This is a genomic window from Halococcus sp. PRR34 (assembly GCF_028617175.1).
Lineage (GTDB): Archaea > Halobacteriota > Halobacteria > Halobacteriales > Halococcaceae > Halococcus > Halococcus salifodinae.
Genome location: NZ_JAQJDA010000003.1, coordinates 171,915 through 194,874, shown reverse-complemented (window position 1 = coordinate 194,874; position 22,960 = coordinate 171,915). Strand labels below are relative to the sequence as shown.

Here is a 22,960-nt window from a genome sequence, read left to right as displayed (position 1 = left end):
GTCGCTCGACTCACCGGTTCGATTCTCGACGAGCAGCCAGATCGGTGGGAACCGACCCGATCGCAGAGCGGAACTGCTATTGACCGCCCGGCAAGAATTGCGCGCATGATCCCGCCGATCGCCAGTCGGTTCGTCGCGGGCGAGACCCCGGCCGAACTCTTGGAACACGTCAGCCAGCTCGAAGAAAAGGGTGTCAGAACCATCTGCAACCGGCTCGGCGAGCACTACGAGCAGCCCGAGCCGGCACGCGAGGACCGCGACGCCTACTGTGACCTCCTCGCGGACATCGACAACGCGGGGCTCGGGGCGTGTATCTCGGTCAAACCCTCACAGATCGGACTCGGGATCGGCGAGGAGACGTTTCGAGAGAACCTCGGGGCCATCGTCGATCGGGCGGCCACCCACGGAAAGTTCGTCTGGATCGATATGGAGGACCATCCGACGACCGACGCCACGCTCGACGCCTACGCCGATCACGCCACGGAGTACGAGCGGGTCGGGGTCTGCGTCCAGGCGAACCTGAAGCGGACCCCCGAAGACCTCCGCCGGCTGGCGGACCTGCCGGGGAAAGTCCGACTCGTGAAGGGCGCGTACGACGAGCCCGCGGCGATCGCCCACCGAAAGAAGTCGGGGGTCAACGAGGCCTACCGCGACTGTCTCGATCTGATGTTCGAGGAGTTCGACGGCGGGATCGCGGTGGGGAGTCACGATCCCGCGATGATCGAGCACGCAACCCGCCGCCACGAGGAGCTCGGGACGGACTTCGAGATACAGATGCTGATGGGAGTACGCGAGGAGGCCCAGATCGAACTCGCCGAGGAGTACGACGTCTGGCAGTACGCCCCTTACGGCGGGAAGTGGCTGTCGTACTTCTACCGCCGGACGATGGAGCGAAAGGAGAACCTCACGTTCGCGCTCCGGGCGATCGTGGGGCGGTAGCACGGCGGAGCAGCCGAGCAGGGGAAGCGCTCATTACGGTCGGGGGTGACCGTCGAACAAATGGCCTCCTGGAAGCGCGACGCCACGAGTGGGCTGATCGTGCTCGTACCAGTCATCGTCACGCTCTACGTCATCGCGTTCATCTACAACGCCATCGCGACGCTGCCGTTCATCGAAAGTATCCAGCCGGGATGGGTTCGGGTTCCGCTCACGCTGATCCTGTTCGCCCTGTTGGTGTTCGCGATCGGGTATCTGATGCGCACGGCCACGGGACCGCTGGTCGAAGGGGCGATCGACGACGTGATGAACAGTCTTCCGGGGCTCCGGGTGGTGTACAACGCCTCGAAGATGGCGGTCGAGACCGCGGTCACGGGCACCGGCGATCTCCAGGCCCCAGTGAAGCTCGAAACCTGGAACGGAATGCGGATGACGGCGTTCAAAACCGGTAAGCGGACCGAGGACGGCCGCGACGTACTCTTCCTCCCGACCGCTCCCAACATCACCACCGGGTTCGTGATCGAGGTCGAGCCGGACGAGTACACCGAGACCGACGAGCGCGTCGAGGACGCGCTGACCCGGGTCCTGAGCGCGGGGTTCGGCGAGACTGGCGAGGACATCGGCGTGTCGATCAACGTCACCGAAGAGCCGGCAAAAACCGACGACTGACCCGAACAACAAGAGAGTGACGACGCGTCCCTGATGACAGTGAACGTCGTCGTTCGTCCCCTGCGCTCCGCGCCGCTTATGGTAGGGCCCGTTCGACCGAAACACATGACCGATCGCGACCTCATCGACGCGCTTCAGAGAGCTGACGCCGTCGAGTTCGGCGAGTTCGAACTCTCCCACGGCGGCACGAGCGAGTACTACGTCGACAAGTACCGCTTCGAGACCGACCCTCACTGCCTTTCGACGATCGCGGCGGCGTTCGCCGAGCGACTCGACGAGTCGAAACTCGCGGGCGTCGCGCTCGGGGCCGTCCCGCTGGTCGCCGCGACGAGCGTCGAGACCGACACGCCGTACGTGATCGTGCGGAAAGAACAGAAGGAGTACGGCACCGGAAACCGGATCGAGGGCGAGCTGGCCGGCGGGGAGTCGGTCGTCGTTCTCGAAGACATCGCCACCACCGGCAAAAGCGCGCTGTCGGCCGTCCGTGCGCTCCGCGAGGCCGGTGCGAGCGTCGATCAGGTGCTCGTCGTCGTCGACCGCGAGGAGGGCGCGCGCGAAACGCTCGCTGAAGCGGACGTCGACCTCACGTCGCTCGTGACGGCCTCGGCGTTGCTCGACGACGCCTGACCGGCCGGAGCGGACCACAAGCGCTTCAACCGCCGGTCGGTGTGTCGGGATATGGACCTCCCGCCACGGCGGTGGCTCCTTCGGGGTATCCTCGCGCTCGTGGTGGGGTCGCTCGTGGTCGTCGCGGCCGTCTCGGCGGTCGCCTACGAGCCACCGAGTCTTGGCCCCGGAGCGGTCGAGCAGCCCGCGAACGGATCGACGGTCGTCAGCGTCCAGGGGTTTCACTTTCAGGGCGTCGGTAACGCGAAGAAGCCGGCACGGCTGGCTTCGGCCGGGCCGCGTGCCGCAACCGAGTGGGTCTACGACGGCTCGAAACGGAACGCGCGCTGGTTCTACGACGTCGATCCGCTTTCCAATGGGAACCTGCTGGTGACGTCGACAGTACCGAACGAGACGGTGGTGTTCGAGCTCGATCCAGATAGTCGAGAACGGGTCTGGACCGAACGCTTCGACGCCGAGGACACCCACGACGTCGACCTGATCAACGGCGATCAGCTGCTCGTCGCCAACATGCGCGAGTACAACGGAAGCTCCGGCGTGAGCAACGATCGGCTGTTCGTTTACGACCGAGGCACGGACGAGGTGATCTGGGAGTGGCGATTCAGAGAGCACTATCCGAATTCGACCGACGGCGGTTTTTCCGAAGACTGGTCACACGTCAACGACGTCGACAAGATCGGTGACGGGAAGTATCTCGCCTCGCCGCGGAACTTCGACCAGACGATCGTGATCGACCGCTCGACCGGGAATATCACGATGCGGCTCGGACAGGATGGGGAGTTGGGAACGCTGTTCGAACAGCACAACCCCGACTACCTCGAAAGCGAGAACGGCACCCCCACGATCCTCGTGGCCGACAGCGAGAACGATCGGATCGTGGAGTACGCCCGCGTCGACAGTCCCGGCAACGACACCGGGTGGAAACGGACGTGGGAGCTGTCGGGCGGGTTCAACTGGCCGCGCGACGCCGATCGACTTCCCAACGGTAACACGCTCGTGACGGATTCGCTCAACCACCGGGTGGTCGAGGTCACGCCCACGGGCGAGGTCGTCTGGGAGTACAGCGCGCCGTGGGCTCCCTACGACGCGGAACGGCTCAGTGCGGCCGAGACGGGCAGAGCGGACGGGGCGAACAGGACGGCGGCGACGAACGCAACGAACGCCTCGATCGGCGGTTCGCACGGACCGACAATGGGCGACCAGAACGTCACCGGAAGCTACGAACTCTCGGGCGGTGCAACGGGGGAGCCAGCGGACGGCGAACGGTTCTCGACGTGGGTCGCGTCGGTGGCCGCGGGGACGCCGGTGGCCGAGGAGATCGGATCGATCGCCGAACGGTACGCCCACGTCACGCCCTTTTTCCGGCCGGTGTGGCTGTCGAGCTGGGCGTTCGCCGCCCTCCTCGGTGCGGTGCTCGTCGCGCTTCCGTGGACGCTCGGCGAGGGGCTCTATCACCGCGAGCGCATCCGCCGCACGGTCGCTCGCGCCCGCTCGCGGCTGTTGCAGTGAGCGTGGCTGGGCGGGCGGGGCGCACACCACCGGAGACCTCTTGAATCCGTGTCGCCTATCAACTGTCGATGTCGAACCTCGAACTCTACGAGCTGGAGGGCTGTCCGTACTGCGCGAAGGTGAAAGACAAACTCGCCGACCTCGACCTCGACTACGACTCGCACATGGTGCCGAGCTCCCACAGCGAGCGCACCGAAGTCGAGGAGGTCAGCGGTCAGACCGGTGTCCCTGTCTTGGTTGACCCCGAGCACGGCGTCGACGGAATGTCGGAATCCGACGACATCGTGAACTATCTCGACGAGACCTACGGCCAGAGCGCGGCGTAGACCGTCCACTTCGGTTTTTAATCGTTCGCTGTCGTATCATCGATAGCGGCGCAGCTACGGACCTGGCGTCCCGACGAACAGAGTGAGTCGGGGCTCGGGAGAGCGTTGCTCTCCCGGTGGATGAAGGGCGAGCGTCGGGCGGTGCGAACGGAGTGAGCACCGCCGAACGCACGAACGGGGAGGAACGACCCGTGAGCGACCGCAGGGGAGCGAGGGCTTCGGCGGTGTTGTGCGGTTGCGGAGAGCGCCAGCAACCCTACCGCGAGCGAACGAAGTGAGCGAGCGGGTGTTTTTGATGACCGTTTTTGCAAGGGGTTGAGCGCGCGAGCGGAGCGAGCGTGCGATCCCCCGCAGTAAAAACGTTCAGATGTAGGTGAACCACTCGTCGTGGTCGTCGGTACGGCGCTCGACCACTTCGAAGAAGCGCGACTGGAGCTCCTCGGTGACGGGACCGCGCTCGCCAGCGCCGATCGTGACGTCGTCGACGGTCTTGATGGGGGTGACTTCGGCCGCCGAGCCGGTGAAGAAGAGCTCGTCGGCGGTGTAGAGCTCGCCGCGGCTGATCGCCGAGTCCTCGTGGACCTCGTAGCCCGCCTCCTCGGCGAGTTCGATCACGGTCTGGCGGGTAATGCCGTCAAGGATGGATTCGGCGAGGCCTGGCGTGTAGATCGTGTCGTCACGCACGAGAAAGAGGTTCTCGCCGGGACCCTCGGCGACGTTGCCCTCCTTGTTCAGTACGATGGCCTCGACGTAGCCGTTTCGTCGGGCCTCCTCGCCGGCGAGCATCGAATTCACGTACAGACCCGTGGTTTTGGCGTTCGTCGGGATCTGACTGGAGGCGTGTTTGCGCCAGGAGGACACCATCACGTCGACGCCGTTTTCGAGCGCATCCTCGCCGAGATACGTGCCCCACGGCCAGCACGCGATCGCGACCTGGGTGGGACAGTCTTGTGGGCTCACTCCCAGACTGTTGTAGCCGTAAAAGGCGATCGGACGGATGTAACACGACTGGAGGTCCTGGCGCTCGATGAGTTCGTGGGTAGCGTCGGTGAGCTCCTCCGGAGAGAACTCGATATCCATGTCGTACGGCTTCGCGGAGTCGTAGAACCGATCGAGATGCTCGTCCCACCGGAAGATCGCCGGCCCGCGCTCGGTGTCGTAACACCGGATACCCTCGAACACGCCCGAGCCGTAGTGGAGACCGTGGGTCAGCACGTGGATCTGGGCGTCGTCCCAGTCGACGAACTCGCCGTCCATCCAGATCGTGTCGACGTCCATGTCGTCGAAGCCACTCATACCCACAGAATCGATCGGCCACGTCTTAAAACCACGAGTGACGGTTCGGGCAACGCTTGCCGGCCCACACGCACCAAAAATTCCCTACAGTAATTCAATCGAGCGTCTTAATTACCTCAGAGAATTACTTGGTGGCGATGAGTGATTTCGCACCGCTCGAGTATGCGGACATCGACCCGTCGCGGCGGCCGAGCCTCGCCGAGGCGCTCGTGCCGGTCGGCGCGGTCGTTCTCGCCCTCGGGATCGGGTCGGGCTATCTCGGACTCGCACCACACGGACCGCTGCTCTGGGCCATCGCCTTTACGGGGCTGTTCGCCCGGTATCGGCTGGGCTACGACTGGGACGGCGTCTACGACGCCGCCGCGAGCGGCCTCCGGATGGGGCTGCAAGCGATCTTGATCCTGTTCGTGATCTACGGGCTCATCGCGACGTGGACGAGCGCCGGGACCATCCCCGGATTGATGTACTACGGACTCGGCCTGCTCTCGCCGACGATCTTTCTTCCTGTCGCAGCGGTCCTCGCCGCGATCGTGGCGTTCGCCGTCGGCTCCTCGTGGACCACTGTAGGAACGCTCGGGGTAGCCTTCCTCGGAATCGGTGAAGGGCTCGGTGTCCCCGCACCGATGACCGCGGGGGCGATCGTCTCCGGCGCATACGCTGGCGACAAGCAGAGCCCGCTTTCGGATACGACGAACCTCGCGGCCGCGGTCACCGACACCGACCTCTACGATCACATCACCGCGATGCGACTCGGCACGCTCGTCGCATTCGGCCTCTCGGTGCTCGCGTACGCTGCACTCGGCGTGGTCGCCGTCACGGGCGCGGGGGCGGACGTCGCCGCGATCAGCGATCCGCTCGCCGCGACGTACGCGCTCGGCCCGCTCGTCTTCCTCCCACTACTGGTCACGTTCGGACTCGCGATCGCCGGCTATCCGGCGCTCCCGGCGCTCGTCGCGGGTGTCTTCGCCGGCGCGCTCACCACGATCTTCACCCAGGGCGCGTCGTTCACCCGCGCGTGGGAGGTGTTCCTGAACGGCACCGCCCCGGAGACGGGCAGCGAGGTCGTGAACGGCCTGCTCGCGACCGGCGGGATCGCCGGCTCGGCGTGGACCATCGCGGTCGTCGTCGCCGCGCTCTCGCTCGGCGGGCTACTCGAACGCACGGGGATTCTCGCGACGCTCGCCCATCACCTCGCGGCGGCGATCCGGTCGCCAGGCTCACTGGTCGCGGGCACCGGTGTCGCCGCGATGGCGACCAACGCGTTCTCGGCCCAGCAGTACATGAGCATCGTCGTCCCAGGAATGAGCCTCCGGAGTCTCTACGACGAGTACGACCTCGAAACCACCGACCTCTCGCGTGCGGTCGAGGCCGCCGGCACGCCCTCGGGGCCGCTCTTCCCGTGGCACGCCGGTGCGGTCTACATGGCGGGCGTGCTCGGCTTCGCGACCTCGTGGACGTTCGTCCCGTACTACTTCTTCGGCTTCCTCTCGCCGCTCGCACTGTTCGTGATGGCGTACACGGGCCACGGCGTGACTCGGTCGACCGCGCAATCCGACGCCGCAGCGCCCGCGGACGACTAGTCCTTCCAAGCACTCGACTCGTAGTTGTTGCCGGGCTGGGTATCATCGAGCGTGATCGGGATTACTCGTTCGCCGTGGGCGCGTGCTCCGGCTGAAGGAACAGTACGTTGACGCGACCAACGGCATCGAAATCGCGGAGCTGATAGACGAGCTCGCGAACCCGTGGCGCCGGCCCCTGGCAGAAAACCGTTTCGAGGCACCACTCGCCGTGATGCATGTGGTGGGTCGTTTCGATGACCGACTCGAACTCGTGCTGGATCGTATGGAGTTCGCCGATGACGAGAGTGTGTTCGTAATCGAAGGCGAGTGCGGCGACGACAGTTCCCTCCAACCCTTCGAGACCGGTGTGGCGCTCGATATACTCCTGCATCGCCTCACGAACGGCGCGAGAGCGCGATTCCAGCTCTTCGTTCTGCCACGTCTCGTCGAACGCGTCGAGAACCTCCCCCGGAACGTTGAGGCTCGTTCGCATCGGCGACCGTTTGGGTGGCGTCGGATATGAACCCCGTTATTACGAACCCGCCGGCTCGACCATAACAACCCCTATCAACCGGTGTTCCACAGGTGGTCGTATGGCAAACGGGGTGGTGGGACTCGCGCTCGGGGCGAGCGCGCTCGGCCTGGTTCACGGGCTTGCGCCGGGTCACGGCTGGGCGATCGCCGCGAGCTATGCGCTCGACAAGCCGAACAAGTGGTTCTACGGCGCGGCGTCGAGTCTCATCCTCGGCGTCGGCCACCTCGTCAGCAGCATCGCGATGGTGCTGCTCTACTTCTTCGCGCTCTCGTACTTCGATCTGACGCAGATCGGGTGGATGAACTACGTTGCGGGCGCGATGTTGATCGGGCTCGGAATCTGGCAGTATTTCAACGGTCACGACCACACCACCGAGGAACACGACGATTCCGACGAGGATCATCACGAGCACGAACACGGCCACACTCACGACCACGAGCACAATCACGCTGACACCGAAGATTCTGGCTGGATCGTTCGGCTCCGTGGAGTGCTGCCGTTCGTTGGCGACTCGGGCCACTCACATTCACATGACCCTGCCGAGGAGGGAGCGGATCGCGGGCTCTACGGGATGGCGGCGCTCGCGTTCGCGCTCGGGTTCGCCCACAACGAGGAGTTCGACATCATCGCGATCTGTACGGGATCGAGCTACTGCCTCGAACTCATGCTCCTCTACGCGATTTCGGTCATCGTCTCGCTCGTCGGGATCACCCTCCTCCTCGTGGCGGGTTACGAGCGCTACGAGGAGCGTCTCGAACGCTACACCGAGTACCTGCCGGCGGTCACGGCGGCGATCCTCGTCGTGATGGGTATCGGGTTCATCGCCGGGGTGTTCTGACTACCCGAGGCGATCGACGAGCGCACTCCCCTCGACGTAGACAAGGTCGTGCTCCTCGGCGTACGTCTGCGCATCCGTCGGCGCGAGCGCGCCACCCGCATCGTCGAGCATCTCACAGACCACGGCCGCAGGCGCGCGGTCGGCGGCCGCCGCGAGAGCGAGCGCGAGTTCGGTGTGGCCGCGACGGCCGGCGAGGAGGTCGGGCGCACCGCGGAGGAGGTGGACGTGGCCGGGCACGCGAAACGTCGCGGCGAAGTCGGTGTCGTCGGGTGCGGCGGCCGCCCGGCCGAGCGCGGTGATCGTCAGCGCCCGGTCGTCGTCGGTGATCCCCGTGTAGGTGTCACGGTGGTTCGCCGTGAGCGAGAAGGATGACCGATCACCGTAGGCCAGCGCGTCGCCGTCGGCCGCTGGATGATCGACGATCTCCCGCGTGAACGGGAGGTCGAACGCGCTCGCCACGCCATCGGAGAGCGCGACGCAGACGAGGCCGCCGGCGTCGTTCCGGAGTCGGGCGACCGCGTCGGGCGTGACCGCGCCGGCGGGGTAGATCAGGTCGGTCTCGCCCTCGCGGTCGGCAGCGTCGTGGACGAGGACGGGGTCGCCGCGCGCGAACGCCGCGATCGTGCGTTCCGCTGGGTCCGCGGATTCGCTGGATTCGTTGGATTCGGCCGCCTCACCCACTTCGGCAGCATGTTCGGTCGTCCGCGAGGTCACGCTTCACCCTCGATTCGGACGGTCACGCGATCCCCATCGTCGAGCTCGAGCGCCTCACGGAGCTTGTCGGGGGCGATCACTTCGAGCTGGTCCTCGTCGTGGTGGGTGCGCTCGGGCGCGATGACGTGGGCACGGTCGTAGTTCTCGTCCGCTGTCTCGACGGTCGCAGGATAGCAGACGGCGGGGCCGTAGGTGCGGTCGTCGTCCTCCCAGCCATCGATGCCGATCGGATCGATCCCGGCGAGCGCCGTGCGCGACCGGATGCTCTCGTCGGTGAGGTCGACGTTCAACGTGCCGGGATACGGCTCGTAGCCCAGCCGCTCTTCGAACTGTTCGGCGTAGCCGGGCAGCGTGATGTAGTGGCGGCCCTCGCCCATCCCGCCGGTGACGCTCCCTGCGAGTTCGACCGTGAGCCCCTCCTCGAAGATGCGTCGGTAGGCGGCGTACGCCTCGCGGAGATCGCGTTCGCCCGCCGGCGTGATCGCGACCCACTGGCCGTCGTTCACGGTCTCGCGCGTGAGGAAGTCGGCGTCGTCGAGACGCTGGAGCCGGCGCGAGGCGGTCTGGTTCGAGGCGTCGAGGTCGGCCGCGAGGTTCGCACACGAGACCTTGATCTCGCCGTCGAGCGCGCCGCGAAGCGCCAGCAGCTTCAGCGTGGCGAGCTCGTCGTTCCCGACCGCGCGCTCGGTTGCCGTCGACATACACCCGATTCGGGGACCATCCCGCATAAGCGTATCGGACGTGTTACGCATCACGAAATCGTGATGGTGTTCGACTCCAGATCCGTGACGTGATCGATCGATGGAACGGGCGGCGGGTAAACCCGTTGGCTCGGGGTCGTTACGGTCGAACCCAACAGCCCTATGTCGGCCGCCGGGAAACGGCGAGTATGTTCCTCTCGCTTCGCGACGACGTCGCTGCGGCGCTCTCCGAGGCGCTCGCAGCGCTCGACGTCGACACGACCGACCTCGGTATCGAGGAACCACCCGAGAACGTCGACGCCCCGCTCGCCTCTAGTGTGGCCTTCCGGCTGGCCGCAGAGCGCGGTGCACCCCCGCCCCAGGTGGCCGAGGAGGTCGCCGACACGCTCGACACGACGGGCTACGAGTATCTCGATCGGGTCTCTCTCGCGGGGCCGTACGTCAACTTCCACCCCTCGAAAAACTACTACGACGACACGCTCGCGGCCGCCGGCGACGACGGCTACGGTCGACTCGATCCGAAAGAGGAGTCGGTCGTGGTCGAACACACCAGCGCGAACCCCACAGGACCAGTCCACGTCGGTCGGGCACGCAACCCCATCATCGGTGACGCGGTCGCGAACGTCCTCGATTTCGCTGGCTACGACGTCACTCGCCACTACTACGTCAACGACGCCGGTCGCCAGATGGCCGTGTTCACGTGGGCCTACGAGACGTTCGACGAGGACGACCTTCCCGACCCCGAGCGCCCTCGCGCGGACTACGACCTCGTGCGCTACTACCGGAAGGGCAACGCATACCTCGAAGCGGCGAACGACGACGAGCGCGAGGCCGCCGAGGACGAGATCCAGTCGATCCTTCAGGGGCTTGAAGCGGGCGACGAGGCGACCTTCGAGCGGGTGAACGAGGTCGTCGAGCCGATGCTCGGTGGAATGGGATCGTCGCTCGAACGGCTGCCCGTGACGTACGACGAGTTCGTTCGTGAGACGCGGTTCATGCGCGACGGCTCGATGGACGAGATCGTCGAGCAGCTCAAAGACACCGAGAACGCGGTCTACGAGGAGGACGCGTGGCAGCTCGACCTCCCCGACTTCGAGAAGAAGCTCGTCTTCCTCCGTTCCGATGGGACGAGCCTCTACACCACCCGCGATCTCGCCCACCACGAGTGGAAGTTCGACAACTTCGATCACGCGGTCACGGTGCTCGGCGAGGACCACAAGCTCCAGGCCGAGCAGCTCCGGGGAGCGCTCGACCTGCTCGGCAACGACACCGACCAGCTCGAATCCGTGTACTACTCGTGGGTCAACCTTCCGGAGGGCGGCATGAGCACCCGCGCGGGCACCGGCGTCGATCTCGACGACCTGCTCGACGAGTCGATCGCCCGCGCGCGCGAAGAAGTCGAATCCAGACTCGACGACCGGATCCGAAACGACGACCTCACCGAGGACGATGTCGAGCGGATCGCCCGCCAGGTCGGCCTCGGCGCGGTCCGATACGACATCGTCTCCAAGCAGCCCACGAAGGCGATCACCTTCGAGTGGGATCGCGCGCTCGATTTCGAGGCCCAGTCCGCGCCGTACGTCCAGTACGTCCACGCCCGGACCTGCGGAATTTTGGACGAAGCGAACGACGTCCCGGCTCTCGACAGCGTGGATGCGAGCACGCTCACGACGCCCGAAGAGCGCGCGCTGCTCGACGTGATCGCTCGGTTCCCGGCCGTAATCGAGAGTGCGGCCGACGAGCTCGCCCCGCACGTGATCGCCACCTACACGAGAGAGTTCGCCGAACGGTTCAACGCCTTCTATCGGGAGTGTCCCGTGCTCGACGCCGAGGAGGAGACCCGGACGGCACGGCTGGCGCTGGTGGCCGGTGCGAGGACCACGATGGCGAACGCACTCGGCCTCCTCGGGGTGGCTGCACCCGAATCGATGTGAACTCACACGGAACGAATCGGCGCGACCGATGGCGGCTGGCTTTCGTCACAGTCCGTGCCAGCAGCCGCTGAGACGTCGGCCAGGGGTTCGCCGTCGCTGGCGAAGAGCGTCGTCGACTCGGCAAGCGTGTGGTGGTGGGCGTCTCGCACAGGAACAGGACGGTGCGCCACCATTCAAAAACTTTTTAACTGACTGGTTAGTCATTTCGGTAAGAGCTGACTGACCAGTCAGTATCATCGATCATGTCCGACACGACGACCGACGAGACCGCAGCAGAGATCATGGACGGGACCTACCGCGCGCTCTGTGAGCACGGCTACGCCGCCCTCCGGATGCAGGACATCGCCGACGAGACCACCAAGAGCAAGGCCGCCCTCCACTACCACTACGACAGCAAGCACGACCTGTTGCTGTCGTTTCTGGACCACCTGATCGCCGACTTCAGCGAAAAGCTGGGCGAGGCCGAAGGCGAGACTCCGCCGGACCGCTTGCGGGATTTCGTCGGGCAACGGCTCACCGCACGCGATCGGGAGGCCCACCAAGAGTTCCAGACCGCCATCCTCGAAATCAAGGCCCAGGCTCCCTACGAAACGGCCTATCGTGACCGCCTCGAACGCTTCGATGAGCATCTCCACGCGTTCCTGCGTACCATTCTGGCCGAGGGAGTCGCCGAGGGGTACTTCGACGCAGCCCTCGATCCCGATCGGATCGCGGATTTCTTCGTGACGACGATCGACGGGGCCGAGACCCGCCACGTCGCCGTCGAGCAGCCGATCGAGGACGCCCGTGAGTACCTGCTCGATCACATCGACGAGACGCTGGTGATCGGGCCCGAGGAGGTCACCGCGGAGTGAGCCTTCGAAGCATGCTGGGCGGGCTGTTCAAGTCCCGCGAGGAGTTCGATCTGACCGAGGGCGGCATCGGAAAGCCGCTGTTCTATCTCTCCTTGCCGATCATCGTCCAGAACCTCTTCCAGACCGCCTACAACCTCGGGGACACGTTCTGGCTCGGCCAGTTCGACACGACCGCGCTGGCCGCGATCAGCTTCGCGTTCCCGATGGTGTTCTTGTTGATCTCGCTCGCGCTCGGGCTCTCGGTGGCCGGCAGCGTGCTCGTCGCCCAACACACCGGAGCCGGACGGGAACGGAAAGCCGAACATGCCGCCTCACAGACGATCAGCTACGCGATAATCGCCTCGCTCGTCCTCGGCGTGATCGGCTACTTCTTCGTCGACGAGTTCCTCGTGGTGCTCGGTGCGGGGCCCGATATCGCGCCGCTGGTCGAGGAGTACATGCAGGTGTACTCGATCGGTCTCGTGGCCGTCTTCGGCTTCGCCGTGTTCATGGCGCTGATGCGTGGGTACGGCGACACGCTCACGCCGATGTACGTGATGGCGGGTTCGGTCGTCATCAACATCGTGCTCGACCCGATCCTCATCTTCGGCTTTCAGAACAACCCGCTGTTCGGGCTGCTCGGCGCTCGTGGCCTCGAAACGTGGCTGTTCGCCCTCACGAGCTACACCGGATCGGGGATCGGCGGGGCCGCGATCGCAACGGTGTTCGCCCGGGCGCTCGCGTTCGGGGTCGGCCTCGTCATCATGTTCCGGGGGAATCGTGGCGTCAAGATCCGACTGCGCCAGATGATTCCGGGTCGTTCGTTCGCGCGCAAAGCCGTCGATATCGGCGTTCCCGCCTCGGTCGAGGGGACGGCGCGCTCGCTGTCGATCAACCTGCTCCTGTTCATCATCGCCGCGTTTCCCGAATCGGTCGTCGCCGCCTACGGGATCGGAACACGGATCTTCTCGGTGATCTTCCTGCCGGCGCTCGCGGTCTCGCAGGGTGTCGAAACGATGACCGGCCAGAACATCGGCGCTCGCAAGCTCGATCGCGCCGCGGAGACGAACCACTTCGGCGCTCGCGCCATGCTCGTCGGTCTGACCGTCCTCGGTGCCGTCGTTCTGATTGCTCCCGAGCCGATCGCCGCCGTCTTCACCAACGACCCCGCGGTCATTACCCAAAGTGCGACCTTCCTCCGGTTCTCCGCCCTGTCGTTCGGATTCATCGGCGTCATGCGGGCGTACACCGGCGGGTTCCGGGGGGCAGGGAAGACGATGATCGCCGCCGCGGTCTCGGTGATCTCGCTCGGACTCGTTCGGTTGCCGATCGCGTGGCTCGGGACGGCAGCGCTGGGAACTGTCGGACTCTGGATCGCGTTCCCGGTTTCGAACGTTGCCGGCGGTCTCGTCGCGTATCTGTGGTTCAAACGAGGGAGCTGGCGCGAGGGAGATCTCACCGATTCGGATGCCGGTACAGACGTCGCCGGAGCGGAAGCGTCGTCGATGGACGACTGACGTCGATGGTCGACGGCTAAATCGACCACACTCCACACGACGATCGACGCACAGCGGTGGACTGACCGATTGCCAAAGGGTACTTACCCCGGAAGGCGGTATTATCGCGTAATGAGTGCCCAGGAAGCCGAACAGTCCGACCGGAAGAAATACGAGTTCCGGAAGGTCATCGAGGATCTGAAGGAGTACGAAGGATCAGGAACGCAGCTCGTTTCGATCTACGTCACGCCGGGCGAGATGATCAGTGACATCGTCGCGCACGTCAACGAGGAGTACTCCGAGGCGTCGAACATCAAGTCGAAACAGACCCGGACCAACGTCCAGGACGCGCTGAAGTCGATCAAGGACCGCCTCCGATACTACGACAACCCCCCCGAAAACGGGATGGCGGTGTTCAGCGGCGCGATCGATACTGGAGGGGGGCGGACCGACATGGTCACCCGGGTTCTCGAAGATCCGCCCCAACCCATCCAGTCGTCGCTGTACCGGTGTTCCTCGGAGTTCGTGACCGAGCCCTTAGAGCACATGCTCGCCGATCAGGGACTGTTCGGGCTGATCGTTCTCGACCGGCGGGAGGCGAACGTGGGCTGGCTCCGTGGCAAGCGCGTCGTTCCCGTCAAGTCCGCATCCTCGCTGGTCCCCGGAAAGCAGCGAAAGGGTGGTCAGTCCGCCCAGCGGTTCGCCCGCCTGCGGCTGGAGGCGATCGACAACTTCTATCAGGAGGTCGCGGGGATGGCGAACGACCTGATGGTGCCCGAGCGCCACGAGATCGACGGCATCCTGGTGGGTGGACCCTCACCCACCAAAGACGAGTTCCTCGACGGCGATTACCTCCACCACGAGCTCGGCGAGGAGGTGATCGGGAAGTTCGACGTGGCGTACACCGACGAATCGGGCCTCTCCGATCTCGTGGATTCGGCGGGCGACGCGCTCGCCGATCAGGAGGTAATGCAGGACAAAGCCGAGATGGAGGAGTTCTTCGCTGAACTCCACGGCGGCGATCTCGCGACCTACGGGTTCGGCCCCACGCGGGAAAACCTCGTGCTCGGCTCGGTCGATCGGCTCCTCATCTCCGAGGAGCTCCGCGACGACGTCGTGATCTACGAGTGTCCGGATGGCCACGAGGACCGCAAGCTCGTCGGTCGGCGAAGCGACACGCCGGAACACACCTGTGAGAAGTGTGGTGCGGAGCCGGAAGACATCGAGCGCGAGGACGCGATCGAGCATCTGATGGAAATCGCCGACAGCCGCGGTACGGAGACCAAGTTCATCTCCGAGGACTTCGAGAAGGGCGAGCAGCTCCTGAACGCGTTCGGCGGGATCGCCGGAATCCTCCGCTACTCGACAGGAGTCTGACGCGCCCCATCCGAAACCGGACGCCAGCAGTCGGTTTGACTGAGCGAAACCGTCGGCGGGGCGAAGCAAATTATATAACCGCCCGGGTGGAGAGAATACGTAACGATCCATGGTCTCGCCCGGCAAACTCACCGCTCTCACGGCGCTCGCGGACGGTTCGGCTCCGGAGTACGAACCCACGATCGATCCCGACACCGGCGCGGTCAGCTATCCGGAGGTGGCGCGGTTGCTCGACGACGAGGATCCGACCGCCTTCGAGGCGCTCGAATCGCTGGCTCGTCGCGAGATCCTCGGCAAGACCTTCGAGGAGAAGGTGTACGTCTGTCCCGGCTGCGGGGCCGAGGGGATGCAGTACACCACGGCCTGTCCGGGCTGTGGCTCGGGGTACACCATCGAGACGGAACTGTTCGAACATCTCGACTGTGGCCACATCGCACCCCGAGTAGAGTTCGAGGCGGGTCCGGACGAGCTCGTCTGTCCCGGGTGCGAGGCGACGCTCGACGAGGCCACCGAGAACGTCGAGCAGGGCATGCGCCACGTCTGTCAGGACTGTGATTCGTACTTCGAACAGCCCGAACACGGCCTCCGGTGTCGTGAGTGTACGGACATCTACGTGCCGAGCGAAGGGAAAGAGCGCGTGCTCTGTCGGTACAGCCTCACCGATTCGGGCCAGCGATGGGTCGAGACCCAGCTTTCGGCCCGCGAGTCGGTCGTCGAACTGCTGACCGATCGCGGGTTCGACGCGAGCGCGAACACGACGGTCCAGGGCGACTCCGGAACGGACCATCCGGTGCACGTCTACGGCGAGGACGAACTCCTCGACAGCCGGATCGTGGTGGCGATCCACGAGCGCCCCGATCGAGAGGACGCTGCCGAACTCCGTGACGTCGCTGCCGATCTCGACGCGCGGCCCATGATGGTCACCACGCTCGGCTCGGTCGCGACCTCGGTGGCCACCCTCGCCGAGCGCGACGACCTCCGCATCCTGAGTGCGCAGACCGACGGCACGCTCGAACACGACTACGAGGTGACCGACGACCCGCGCACGACACAGTCACTGGTCCAGCGGATCGCCTCGGCCGTCAAACAGCCCTGATCCGGCCGCGACGACCGACCGGTTTTTCGCGTCACTCGCGAACGCTTTCGAGCTGCCGTCGTCGCCGTCCGAGATCCACCTGCGGGTCGAGGTCGGGATCGGCCGCGAGGCGGTCGAGCACCAGTAGCGGGTCCACACCACCACGTTCGACACGCTCCAGGAGTGCTTCGACCTCGGATCGGTAGACTGCGAGCGAGTCGAGTAATCCTATCGCGAGCGCCATCGGCACCGCCGCCTCGTTCGTCGGGAAGTCGGGACTCACCGCAGTGAAATCGACTTTCGAGTCCGTGGCCACCTCCGGGGCCGGGTGGAGCGCGAGGCAGTGCGTACAGAGCGCGACCGCCGTTTCGTCGCCGGGAACGTACTCGCGGAAATCGTCGGGAACGGCGAACGTGACGGTCTCGCTTTCGCAGTCGGGACAGTCCATGATCGGTGGAGTACGGGCGCAGTAAAAATGTGGGTGCCGTCAGTCCGAGGTAACGGCGACTTCGCCTTCGGGCCGCTCTTCGGTTTCGGCCGCGGCTTGCTCGCGGGCCTCGCTCTCGGCCTCTTCCTTTTTGTTCTTGATCTTCTTCATTCGGAAGATCTCCTCGCGCTCTTGCTCTTCGAGCTTCTGCTCGATGTACTCCTGGTTCTCCTTGAGTTCGGGCAGGAGTTTGAACTCGAGGGCGTTGACCCGACGCTTGGTGGTTTCGATCTCGTGGAGCATCTTCTTCATCGCGGTCTCGACCTCGGCCGCGAGGATGATGGATTCGATCAGCTCCTCGTAGGCGTCGGCGGCCTCGTCGATGCGCGCGCTCGTGCCCATCACGCCGTAGCCACGCTCCGCGAGGTCCTTTTTGACCTTCGAGGACTCGATCTGAGGGACCACCACGCCCATGATGTTGTGTGACTGGAGCGTGATCTCGGGGTAGTCTTCGAGCGCCGCCGCCGCGCCACGGACCTCGAGGTCGCCGTCCATCGCGCGGGCGATGTCGATGGCCTCTTGGGCGTCTTCGTAGTCGTCGGCGAGCCCCGAGCGGACGTCCTGGGCCTGATCGAGGATGTCCATGAACTCCATGATCAGGCCGTCGCGTTTCTTCTCCAGGGTGTCGTGGCCGCGCTCGGAGAGGTCGATCCGGTCCTCGATCGCCATCAGGTTCTTGCGCGTGGGTTTGACGTCGGTGGCCATTTGAGTGGGGCTAACGGGGCGAGGCTCTTAAGCCTCGGCCTCCGCCTCGGCGGACTCCTCGCTCGCCTCGTCCGCTGCGTCCTCGTCGGCGGTCTCGGTCGTGACGTCCTCGCGGTAGTACTCCTCGATGAGCTCCTCGTCGATCCGATTGAGCTCCGTCTTGGGGAGCGTCGAGAGCAGCTCCCAGCCGATATCGAGGGTTTCCCCGATGTCGCGGTTCGTGTCGAAGCCCTGATCGACGAACTCGTTTTCGAAGCGGTCGGCGAGGTCGAGATACAGGTTGTCCCGCTCGGAGAGCGCCTCCCGACCCACGATGTTCACGAGGTCCCGGAGGTCCTCACCCTCCGCGTAGGCCGCGTAGAGCTGGTCGGAAACGTCGCCGTGGTCCCCGCGAGTCAGTCCCTCGCCGATCCCGTCGTCCATCAGCCGAGAGAGGCTGGGGAGGACGTTGACCGGCGGCTGCACACCTTGAGAGTTGAGGTCTCGATCCATCATGATCTGACCCTCGGTGATGTACCCGGTCAGGTCGGGGATCGGGTGGGTGTCGTCGTCGCCGGGCATCGTCAGGATCGGGATCTGGGTCACCGATCCCTCGCGGCCCTTGATCCGACCCGCCCGCTCGTAGAGCTGGGCGAGGTCGGTGTACATGTAGCCGGGGTACCCACGCCGGCCGGGAACCTCTTCCCGAGCGGCACCGATCTGGCGGAGCGCCTCACAGTAGTTGGTCATGTCCGTCAGGATCACGAGGACGTGATACCCCTTCTCGAAGGCGAGATACTCCGCGGTCGTGAGCGCGAGCCGCGGGGTGATCTGGCGCTCCACGGCGGGGTCGTCCGCGAGATTTGCGAAGACGACCGAGCGTTCGAGCGCGCCGGTGCGCTCGAAGTCCGCGAGGAACTCGTTCGACTCCTCGGCGGTGATCCCCATCGCCGCGAACACCACCGCGAACTCCGAGCTCTCGTCGTCCGCTGCCTCGACATCCGCCGCTTCGTCGCCGTCGGTGTCCCCACTCTCGGTAGCGTCGTCGGTCTCTTCCTCGGGCACCGACGCCTGGCGCGCGATCTGGAGTGCGAGGTCGTTGTGGGGCAGCCCCGACCCGGAGAAGATCGGGAGCTTCTGGCCCCGTACCAAGGTATTCATCCCGTCGATCGCCGACACGCCGGTTTGAATGAACTCCTCTGGGTACTCCCGCGCCGTGGGGTTGATCGCCGCGCCCACGATGTCCTGGCGCTCGTCGGGGACGATCTCGGGGCCATCGTCGATCGGGCGGCCCGAGCCGTCGAGCACCCGTCCCAGGAGGTCCTCAGTGACGGGCATCTTCATCGTCTCGCCGAGGAACCTGACAGAGGCGTCGCGGTTGATGCTGCCGGTCCCCTCGAACACCTGGATCGAGGCGTATTCTTCAGTTGATTCGAGCACCTGGCCGCGCTTCTGGTCGCCGTTCGGCAGTTCGATCTCGACGATCTCGTCGTACCCCACCGGTTCGTCGATCTCGACGAACACCAGCGGCCCGCTGATCTCCTCGATCGTTTGATATTCTTTCATTGGTAGTTCAGTATTTCTCCCGGAGCTGGCTCTCGATGCTGTCCTCGACGTCGTCGATGAATTCCTCGTACTCCTCGGTCGTGCCGATCCGGTTCAGTCGCGGTGCGGCGTCGATGTCGGTGATCTCCTCGACCGGCACGCCGGCGTCGAGCGCCGCGAACGCCTCGTCGTTGTAGGTCTTGATCGCGCCCATGAGGAGGTAGGTCTTCTCCGGCGAGCAGTACGCGTCGGTGTCGTCGAGTGCGTTCTGCTGGAGGAACGCCTCGCGGAGGTAGCGCGCGATATCGAGGGTGAGCTGCTGGTCGTCCGGCAGCGCGTCCTCGCCGACGAGCTGGACGATCTCCTGGAGCTCGCTCTCCTCGTCCAGGGTGTCGATCGCCCACTGGCGGACATCGGGCCAGTCCTCGGCGACGTTCTCCTCGAACCACGGATCGAGCTGGTCCCGATACAGTGAGTACGACTCGTCCCAGTTGATCGCGGGGAAGTGCCGGCGCTCGGCGAGGTCGTTGTCGAGCGCCCAGAACGTCTTCACGATCCGCAGCGTGTTCTGGGTTACTGGCTCCGAGAAGTCACCACCCGGCGGGGAAACAGCGCCGACCGCCGAGATCGATCCTTCAGTACCGTTGATGTTCTGGAAGTAGCCCGCACGCTCGTAGAACTCCGAAAGGCGCGCCGCGAGGTAGGCGGGATACCCCTCCTCGCCGGGCATCTCCTCCAGCCGCGAGGAGATCTCCCGCATCGCCTCGGCCCATCGCGAGGTCGAATCCGCCATCAGCGCCACGTCGTAGCCCATGTCGCGGTAGTACTCGGCGATGGTGATTCCGGTGTAGACACACGACTCACGCGCCGCGACCGGCATGTTCGAAGTGTTCGCGATGAGACACGTCCGGCTCATCAGCGGTTTCCCGGTGTTCGGGTCTTCGAGCTCGGGGAAGTCGTCGATCACCTCGGTCATCTCGTTGCCCCGCTCGCCACAGCCGATGTAGATCACGATATCGGCGTCGGCGAACTTCGCGAGGCTCTGCTGGGTGACCGTTTTGCCGGAGCCAAAGGGCCCCGGGATCGCCGCCGTGCCGCCCTTCGCGAGCGGGAACAGCCCGTCCTGAACGCGCTGACCCGTTACTAGGGGCGTGGTCGGCGTCTCCTTGTCGAGCGTGGGGCGGGCCTCACGCACCGGCCACTCCTGGTGCATCGTGACGGCTTCGCCGGAGTCGAGTGCCACAACTGTGTCCTCGACGGTGAGCTCGCCTTCCTCGACGTTCGTGACTTCGCCGCCCTCGTAGTCCGGCGGCACGAGCACCTTGTGTTCGATGCTCTCGGTTTCCGGCACCGTGCCGACGATGTCGCCGGCCTCGACCGTGTCGCCTTCCTCGACGGTGGGGGTGAACGCCCACGTCTCGTCCATGTCGATCCCCGGGGCGTCCACACCCCGGTCGAGAAACGCGCCCATCTGCTCTTCGAGCACGTCCAGCGGGCGCTGAACGCCGTCGTAGATCGAGTAGAGCATTCCCGGACCGAGATCGACCGAGAGCGGTTCGCCAGTGTTCGCGACGGGTTCGCCCGGCGCGACGTTCGAGGTTTCCTCGTACACCTGGATCGTCGTCCGGTTCCCTTCGATCTCGATGACCTCGCCCATCAGCCCTTCCTCACCGACGTACACCACGTCGTTCATCCGGGCTCCGAGGTCCGTGGCGACCACGACGGGGCCGCTCACGCTCGCGATCGTACCGTCTTCCGTGACCTGTGTCTCCGTTGCTTGACTCATTGTGTTACTGGTCGTCGTCCATCAAGTCGATGCCGATGGCGCGTTTGATCTGCCCCCGCAGTCCGCCGGTTCCCGCACCCTCGCCACCGAGCGTCACGAGCGTGGGTTCGATACTGCTTTCCGCATCCTGTCGCACGCCGCGCGAGAGATACTCCATGTCGTCGTCGGCCATCACCACGATCCCGACGTCGTCGTCCGCGAACACGCGCTCGACCGCGCCGTCGAGCGTGTCCGCCTTCTCGTCGTCGGGGACGTTCTCGAACGTCCGAACGCCCGCGAGTCGAAAGCCCGTGGTGAACTCCGGACTCCCGACGACCGCGATCTCCTGACTCATGGTGCATCCATCGGCGGGTGTTGGGTACCCGTCGGTTTCGGCCTGTCGGTCATAGCATCACCAGTTCGTCCTCGATGGTGTCGGGATCGAGTCCGGCTTCCTTACCCCGAGCGATCGCCCGGACGTTCTCGACCTCGCGCATCTTCGCGAGGACGAACGCGAACACCGGACAGACCGACAGCGGGTAGCGATTCGAGAGCGTGCGCGAGTACTCGAGCAACGCCGCGTCGAGCGCGCGTTCGAACCCGCGCAGGCTCGCGGCGGTGTCGAGCTCGGAAAGCGCGGCGTCGAGATCGTCGCCGTAGGGGCTCTCGCGCAGCCGCGCGACCAGCTCGTCCGTGTTGGCGACGAGCTGGCTGATCTCGCTCTCGTCGAACAGCCGCCCGCCCGAGATGTAGTACTCGGCGGGGTCCATCTCCGCACCGCTCCGGGAGAGCCGCAGCGCGTTCCGGATGTTCCGGAAGTCGATCTCGCTTTCGAGGAAATCGACGTACAGCTCGGTCGCGCGATCCGGCTCGTTCGGCAGTCCCTCAGTAAGGGCCTCGTAGAACGCCCGATCGACCGCGTTTTCGAGCGGGACGAGCAGCGAGCGCTCCTCGTACTCCTCGTAGGCGTTCGCGAGCGGTTCGCCGAACAGGGTGTCGTCGAGCAGCGTGACGACCTCGTCGATCGAACCAGCCCCGAGGAGTCGATCGATGCGTTCGTCGCTGAACTCGCCGGCCCTGATCAGGTCGACGTCGATCGCTTCGCGGTCGGCGTCGGAGTACAGCCCCCGAAGGATGGTCTTGACGTTCCACGCGTCGAACTGCCGGAGGTAGCGCGCGATGTAGTCGTACAGCGTGCCGTCGGCGAACCGAAGCAGATCGTCGAAGTGGTTCGCGAGATTGCGGTGGAGCGCGTTCTCGATGAGGTCCACACCGGAGTGGCGGCTCCCGAGCGCGTTCATCTCCGCCTCGTACTCGCTTTCCTCCATGAACCGCGCGATCTCGCTCGGCCCCATCCGGATCAGCTTCCGGTAGTCGTCCTCGTCGAACAGCCGCGACCGTCGCGAGCGAACGCGCGCGATGACGTACTCGTAGTTCGACTCGCCCGAACCCGATCGAACGCTCATTGCTCGAACAGTCGCTGGCTGATTGCCTGGAGTCTGTCCTCCCAGACGCTATCGAGCACCGAGTCGAACGTGTTGTTCACCCGCACCCGCGAGGCGTCGCTCTCGGCGACCACGCCGCCGAGGCATTCGATCTCGCCAGCGTGCTCGAACCCGTCGTACTCCGCGACGAGCGATTCGAGCAGGTCGGCGTCGTCTGCTCGTCCCGAAATCCGCACCGTGTCGCCCTCGTCGAACTCCGCGGCAGCGTCGTCGAGCAACGTGCGCGTGAGCTCCTCACGTCGTTCGCCGGAGAGGGCGGCGACGCGGGACTCGGCCTCCTCGCGCGTCTCTTCGAGGACGATGCGGCGGCCTTCGAGGCGCTTCTGTTTGGCCTCCAGCTTCGCACTGGAGAGTTTCTGTTCACGTTCCTGTTCGATCCGGCGTTCGATCTCGCGTTCGCGCTCGGCGCGGATCTCCTCGGCATCGGCCTCGGCCTCGGCGACGATCTCCTCGGCACGCTCGTCGGCCTCGTTCCGGATGCGTTCGGCCCGGTCTCTTGCGTCGTCTTTGATGTCCTCCGCAACCGTATCGAGACTCATAGTGGTGAAA

General features: G+C 65.2%; 24 protein-coding genes. 12 read left to right on the top strand and 12 right to left on the bottom strand.

Annotated features, from left to right (window positions below; genetic code table 11):
* Positions 1-105: 105 nt before the first annotated feature.
* The 5 genes from PHA81_RS05920 to PHA81_RS05900 all read left to right on the top strand — a co-directional run bounded on the left by PHA81_RS05920 (position 106) and on the right by PHA81_RS05900 (position 4,067).
* The gene (locus tag PHA81_RS05920; RefSeq protein WP_005039544.1) at positions 106-939 is read left to right on the top strand and encodes a proline dehydrogenase family protein; all 834 of its coding nucleotides are present in this window, start codon (positions 106-108) and stop codon (positions 937-939) included.
* A 60-nt stretch (positions 940-999) separates the two neighbouring features.
* Complete coding sequence (locus tag PHA81_RS05915) at positions 1,000-1,605, top strand: DUF502 domain-containing protein (protein WP_005039546.1); 606 nt, start codon at positions 1,000-1,002, stop codon at positions 1,603-1,605.
* Positions 1,606-1,710: 105 nt separating this feature from the next.
* Complete coding sequence (gene pyrE / locus PHA81_RS05910) at positions 1,711-2,232, top strand: orotate phosphoribosyltransferase (RefSeq protein WP_005039547.1); 522 nt, start codon at positions 1,711-1,713, stop codon at positions 2,230-2,232.
* 51 nt (positions 2,233-2,283) lie between these two features.
* Entirely contained in the window at positions 2,284-3,741 is a 1,458-nt protein-coding gene (locus PHA81_RS05905; RefSeq protein WP_273835783.1) for an aryl-sulfate sulfotransferase, read from the top strand.
* Between the two features lie 68 nt (positions 3,742-3,809).
* Complete coding sequence (locus tag PHA81_RS05900) at positions 3,810-4,067, top strand: glutathione S-transferase N-terminal domain-containing protein (RefSeq protein WP_005039552.1); 258 nt, start codon at positions 3,810-3,812, stop codon at positions 4,065-4,067.
* 363 nt (positions 4,068-4,430) lie between these two features.
* Here the strand turns inward: PHA81_RS05900 and PHA81_RS05895 are convergent, their stop codons facing one another.
* A complete protein-coding gene (locus PHA81_RS05895; protein ID WP_005039554.1) occupies positions 4,431-5,363 on the bottom strand; it encodes a branched-chain amino acid transaminase in 933 nt (310 codons plus the stop codon).
* A gap of 137 nt (positions 5,364-5,500) precedes the next feature.
* On the opposite strand from PHA81_RS05895, the gene PHA81_RS05890 reads away from it, so the two are divergent.
* The gene (locus PHA81_RS05890) at positions 5,501-6,943 is read left to right on the top strand and encodes a Na+/H+ antiporter NhaC family protein (RefSeq protein ID WP_005039555.1); all 1,443 of its coding nucleotides are present in this window, start codon (positions 5,501-5,503) and stop codon (positions 6,941-6,943) included.
* A 61-nt stretch (positions 6,944-7,004) separates the two neighbouring features.
* Here the strand turns inward: PHA81_RS05890 and PHA81_RS05885 are convergent, their stop codons facing one another.
* Positions 7,005-7,415: a CopG family ribbon-helix-helix protein gene (locus tag PHA81_RS05885; protein WP_005039558.1), complete on the bottom strand. Its 411-nt coding sequence runs from the start codon at positions 7,413-7,415 to the stop codon at positions 7,005-7,007.
* A gap of 100 nt (positions 7,416-7,515) precedes the next feature.
* Between PHA81_RS05885 and PHA81_RS05880 the strand changes: the two genes are divergently transcribed.
* A complete protein-coding gene (locus tag PHA81_RS05880; RefSeq protein WP_005039560.1) occupies positions 7,516-8,295 on the top strand; it encodes a hypothetical protein in 780 nt (259 codons plus the stop codon).
* Here PHA81_RS05880 and ribB read toward each other — a convergent pair whose 3' ends face one another.
* Complete coding sequence (gene ribB / locus PHA81_RS05875) at positions 8,296-8,976, bottom strand: 3,4-dihydroxy-2-butanone-4-phosphate synthase (protein WP_085945719.1); 681 nt, start codon at positions 8,974-8,976, stop codon at positions 8,296-8,298.
* A gap of 29 nt (positions 8,977-9,005) precedes the next feature.
* Complete coding sequence (locus PHA81_RS05870; protein ID WP_005039564.1) at positions 9,006-9,710, bottom strand: DUF120 domain-containing protein; 705 nt, start codon at positions 9,708-9,710, stop codon at positions 9,006-9,008.
* A gap of 188 nt (positions 9,711-9,898) precedes the next feature.
* Here PHA81_RS05870 and argS point away from each other — a divergent pair, with 188 nt between their 5' ends.
* The gene (gene argS, locus PHA81_RS05865) at positions 9,899-11,644 is read left to right on the top strand and encodes an arginine--tRNA ligase (RefSeq protein ID WP_005039566.1); all 1,746 of its coding nucleotides are present in this window, start codon (positions 9,899-9,901) and stop codon (positions 11,642-11,644) included.
* A gap of 2 nt (positions 11,645-11,646) precedes the next feature.
* Here argS and PHA81_RS05860 read toward each other — a convergent pair whose 3' ends face one another.
* A complete protein-coding gene (locus PHA81_RS05860; RefSeq protein ID WP_161606937.1) occupies positions 11,647-11,793 on the bottom strand; it encodes a hypothetical protein in 147 nt (48 codons plus the stop codon).
* 93 nt (positions 11,794-11,886) lie between these two features.
* On the opposite strand from PHA81_RS05860, the gene PHA81_RS05855 reads away from it, so the two are divergent.
* From PHA81_RS05855 to PHA81_RS05840, 4 genes are all read left to right on the top strand, one after another.
* Entirely contained in the window at positions 11,887-12,498 is a 612-nt protein-coding gene (locus tag PHA81_RS05855) for a TetR/AcrR family transcriptional regulator (protein ID WP_005039568.1), read from the top strand.
* Complete coding sequence (locus tag PHA81_RS05850) at positions 12,495-13,994, top strand: MATE family efflux transporter (RefSeq protein ID WP_273835774.1); 1,500 nt, start codon at positions 12,495-12,497, stop codon at positions 13,992-13,994. Before PHA81_RS05855 ends, PHA81_RS05850 begins: the two co-directional genes overlap by 4 nt.
* A gap of 111 nt (positions 13,995-14,105) precedes the next feature.
* Positions 14,106-15,350 (top strand): peptide chain release factor aRF-1, encoded by a 1,245-nt coding sequence (gene prf1, locus PHA81_RS05845; protein ID WP_005039588.1) that lies wholly within the window; start codon positions 14,106-14,108, stop codon positions 15,348-15,350.
* A 109-nt stretch (positions 15,351-15,459) separates the two neighbouring features.
* Positions 15,460-16,446 carry a hypothetical protein gene (locus PHA81_RS05840; RefSeq protein WP_005039590.1) on the top strand — a complete coding sequence of 329 codons (987 nt, stop codon included), beginning with the start codon at positions 15,460-15,462 and terminating at the stop codon, positions 16,444-16,446.
* A 31-nt stretch (positions 16,447-16,477) separates the two neighbouring features.
* Here PHA81_RS05840 and PHA81_RS05835 read toward each other — a convergent pair whose 3' ends face one another.
* Genes PHA81_RS05835 through PHA81_RS05805 form a run of 7 tightly spaced genes read right to left on the bottom strand, consistent with a single transcriptional unit; the run spans position 16,478 to position 22,950 of the window.
* Positions 16,478-16,873 carry a DUF6276 family protein gene (locus tag PHA81_RS05835; RefSeq protein ID WP_005039592.1) on the bottom strand — a complete coding sequence of 132 codons (396 nt, stop codon included), beginning with the start codon at positions 16,871-16,873 and terminating at the stop codon, positions 16,478-16,480.
* Between the two features lie 39 nt (positions 16,874-16,912).
* Complete coding sequence (locus PHA81_RS05830; RefSeq protein WP_005039595.1) at positions 16,913-17,617, bottom strand: V-type ATP synthase subunit D; 705 nt, start codon at positions 17,615-17,617, stop codon at positions 16,913-16,915.
* A 27-nt stretch (positions 17,618-17,644) separates the two neighbouring features.
* A complete protein-coding gene (locus tag PHA81_RS05825; RefSeq protein WP_005039599.1) occupies positions 17,645-19,162 on the bottom strand; it encodes a V-type ATP synthase subunit B in 1,518 nt (505 codons plus the stop codon).
* A gap of 7 nt (positions 19,163-19,169) precedes the next feature.
* On the bottom strand, positions 19,170-20,927 hold the full coding sequence (locus PHA81_RS05820; protein WP_005039601.1) for an ATP synthase subunit A: 1,758 nt from the start codon (positions 20,925-20,927) through the stop codon (positions 19,170-19,172).
* 4 nt (positions 20,928-20,931) lie between these two features.
* A complete protein-coding gene (locus PHA81_RS05815; RefSeq protein WP_005039603.1) occupies positions 20,932-21,261 on the bottom strand; it encodes a V-type ATP synthase subunit F in 330 nt (109 codons plus the stop codon).
* A gap of 49 nt (positions 21,262-21,310) precedes the next feature.
* Positions 21,311-22,372: a V-type ATP synthase subunit C gene (locus PHA81_RS05810; protein WP_005039605.1), complete on the bottom strand. Its 1,062-nt coding sequence runs from the start codon at positions 22,370-22,372 to the stop codon at positions 21,311-21,313.
* Positions 22,369-22,950 (bottom strand): V-type ATP synthase subunit E, encoded by a 582-nt coding sequence (locus PHA81_RS05805; protein ID WP_005039608.1) that lies wholly within the window; start codon positions 22,948-22,950, stop codon positions 22,369-22,371. The genes PHA81_RS05810 and PHA81_RS05805 overlap by 4 nt, the downstream gene beginning before the upstream one ends.
* Between the last annotated feature and the right edge of the window lie 10 nt (positions 22,951-22,960).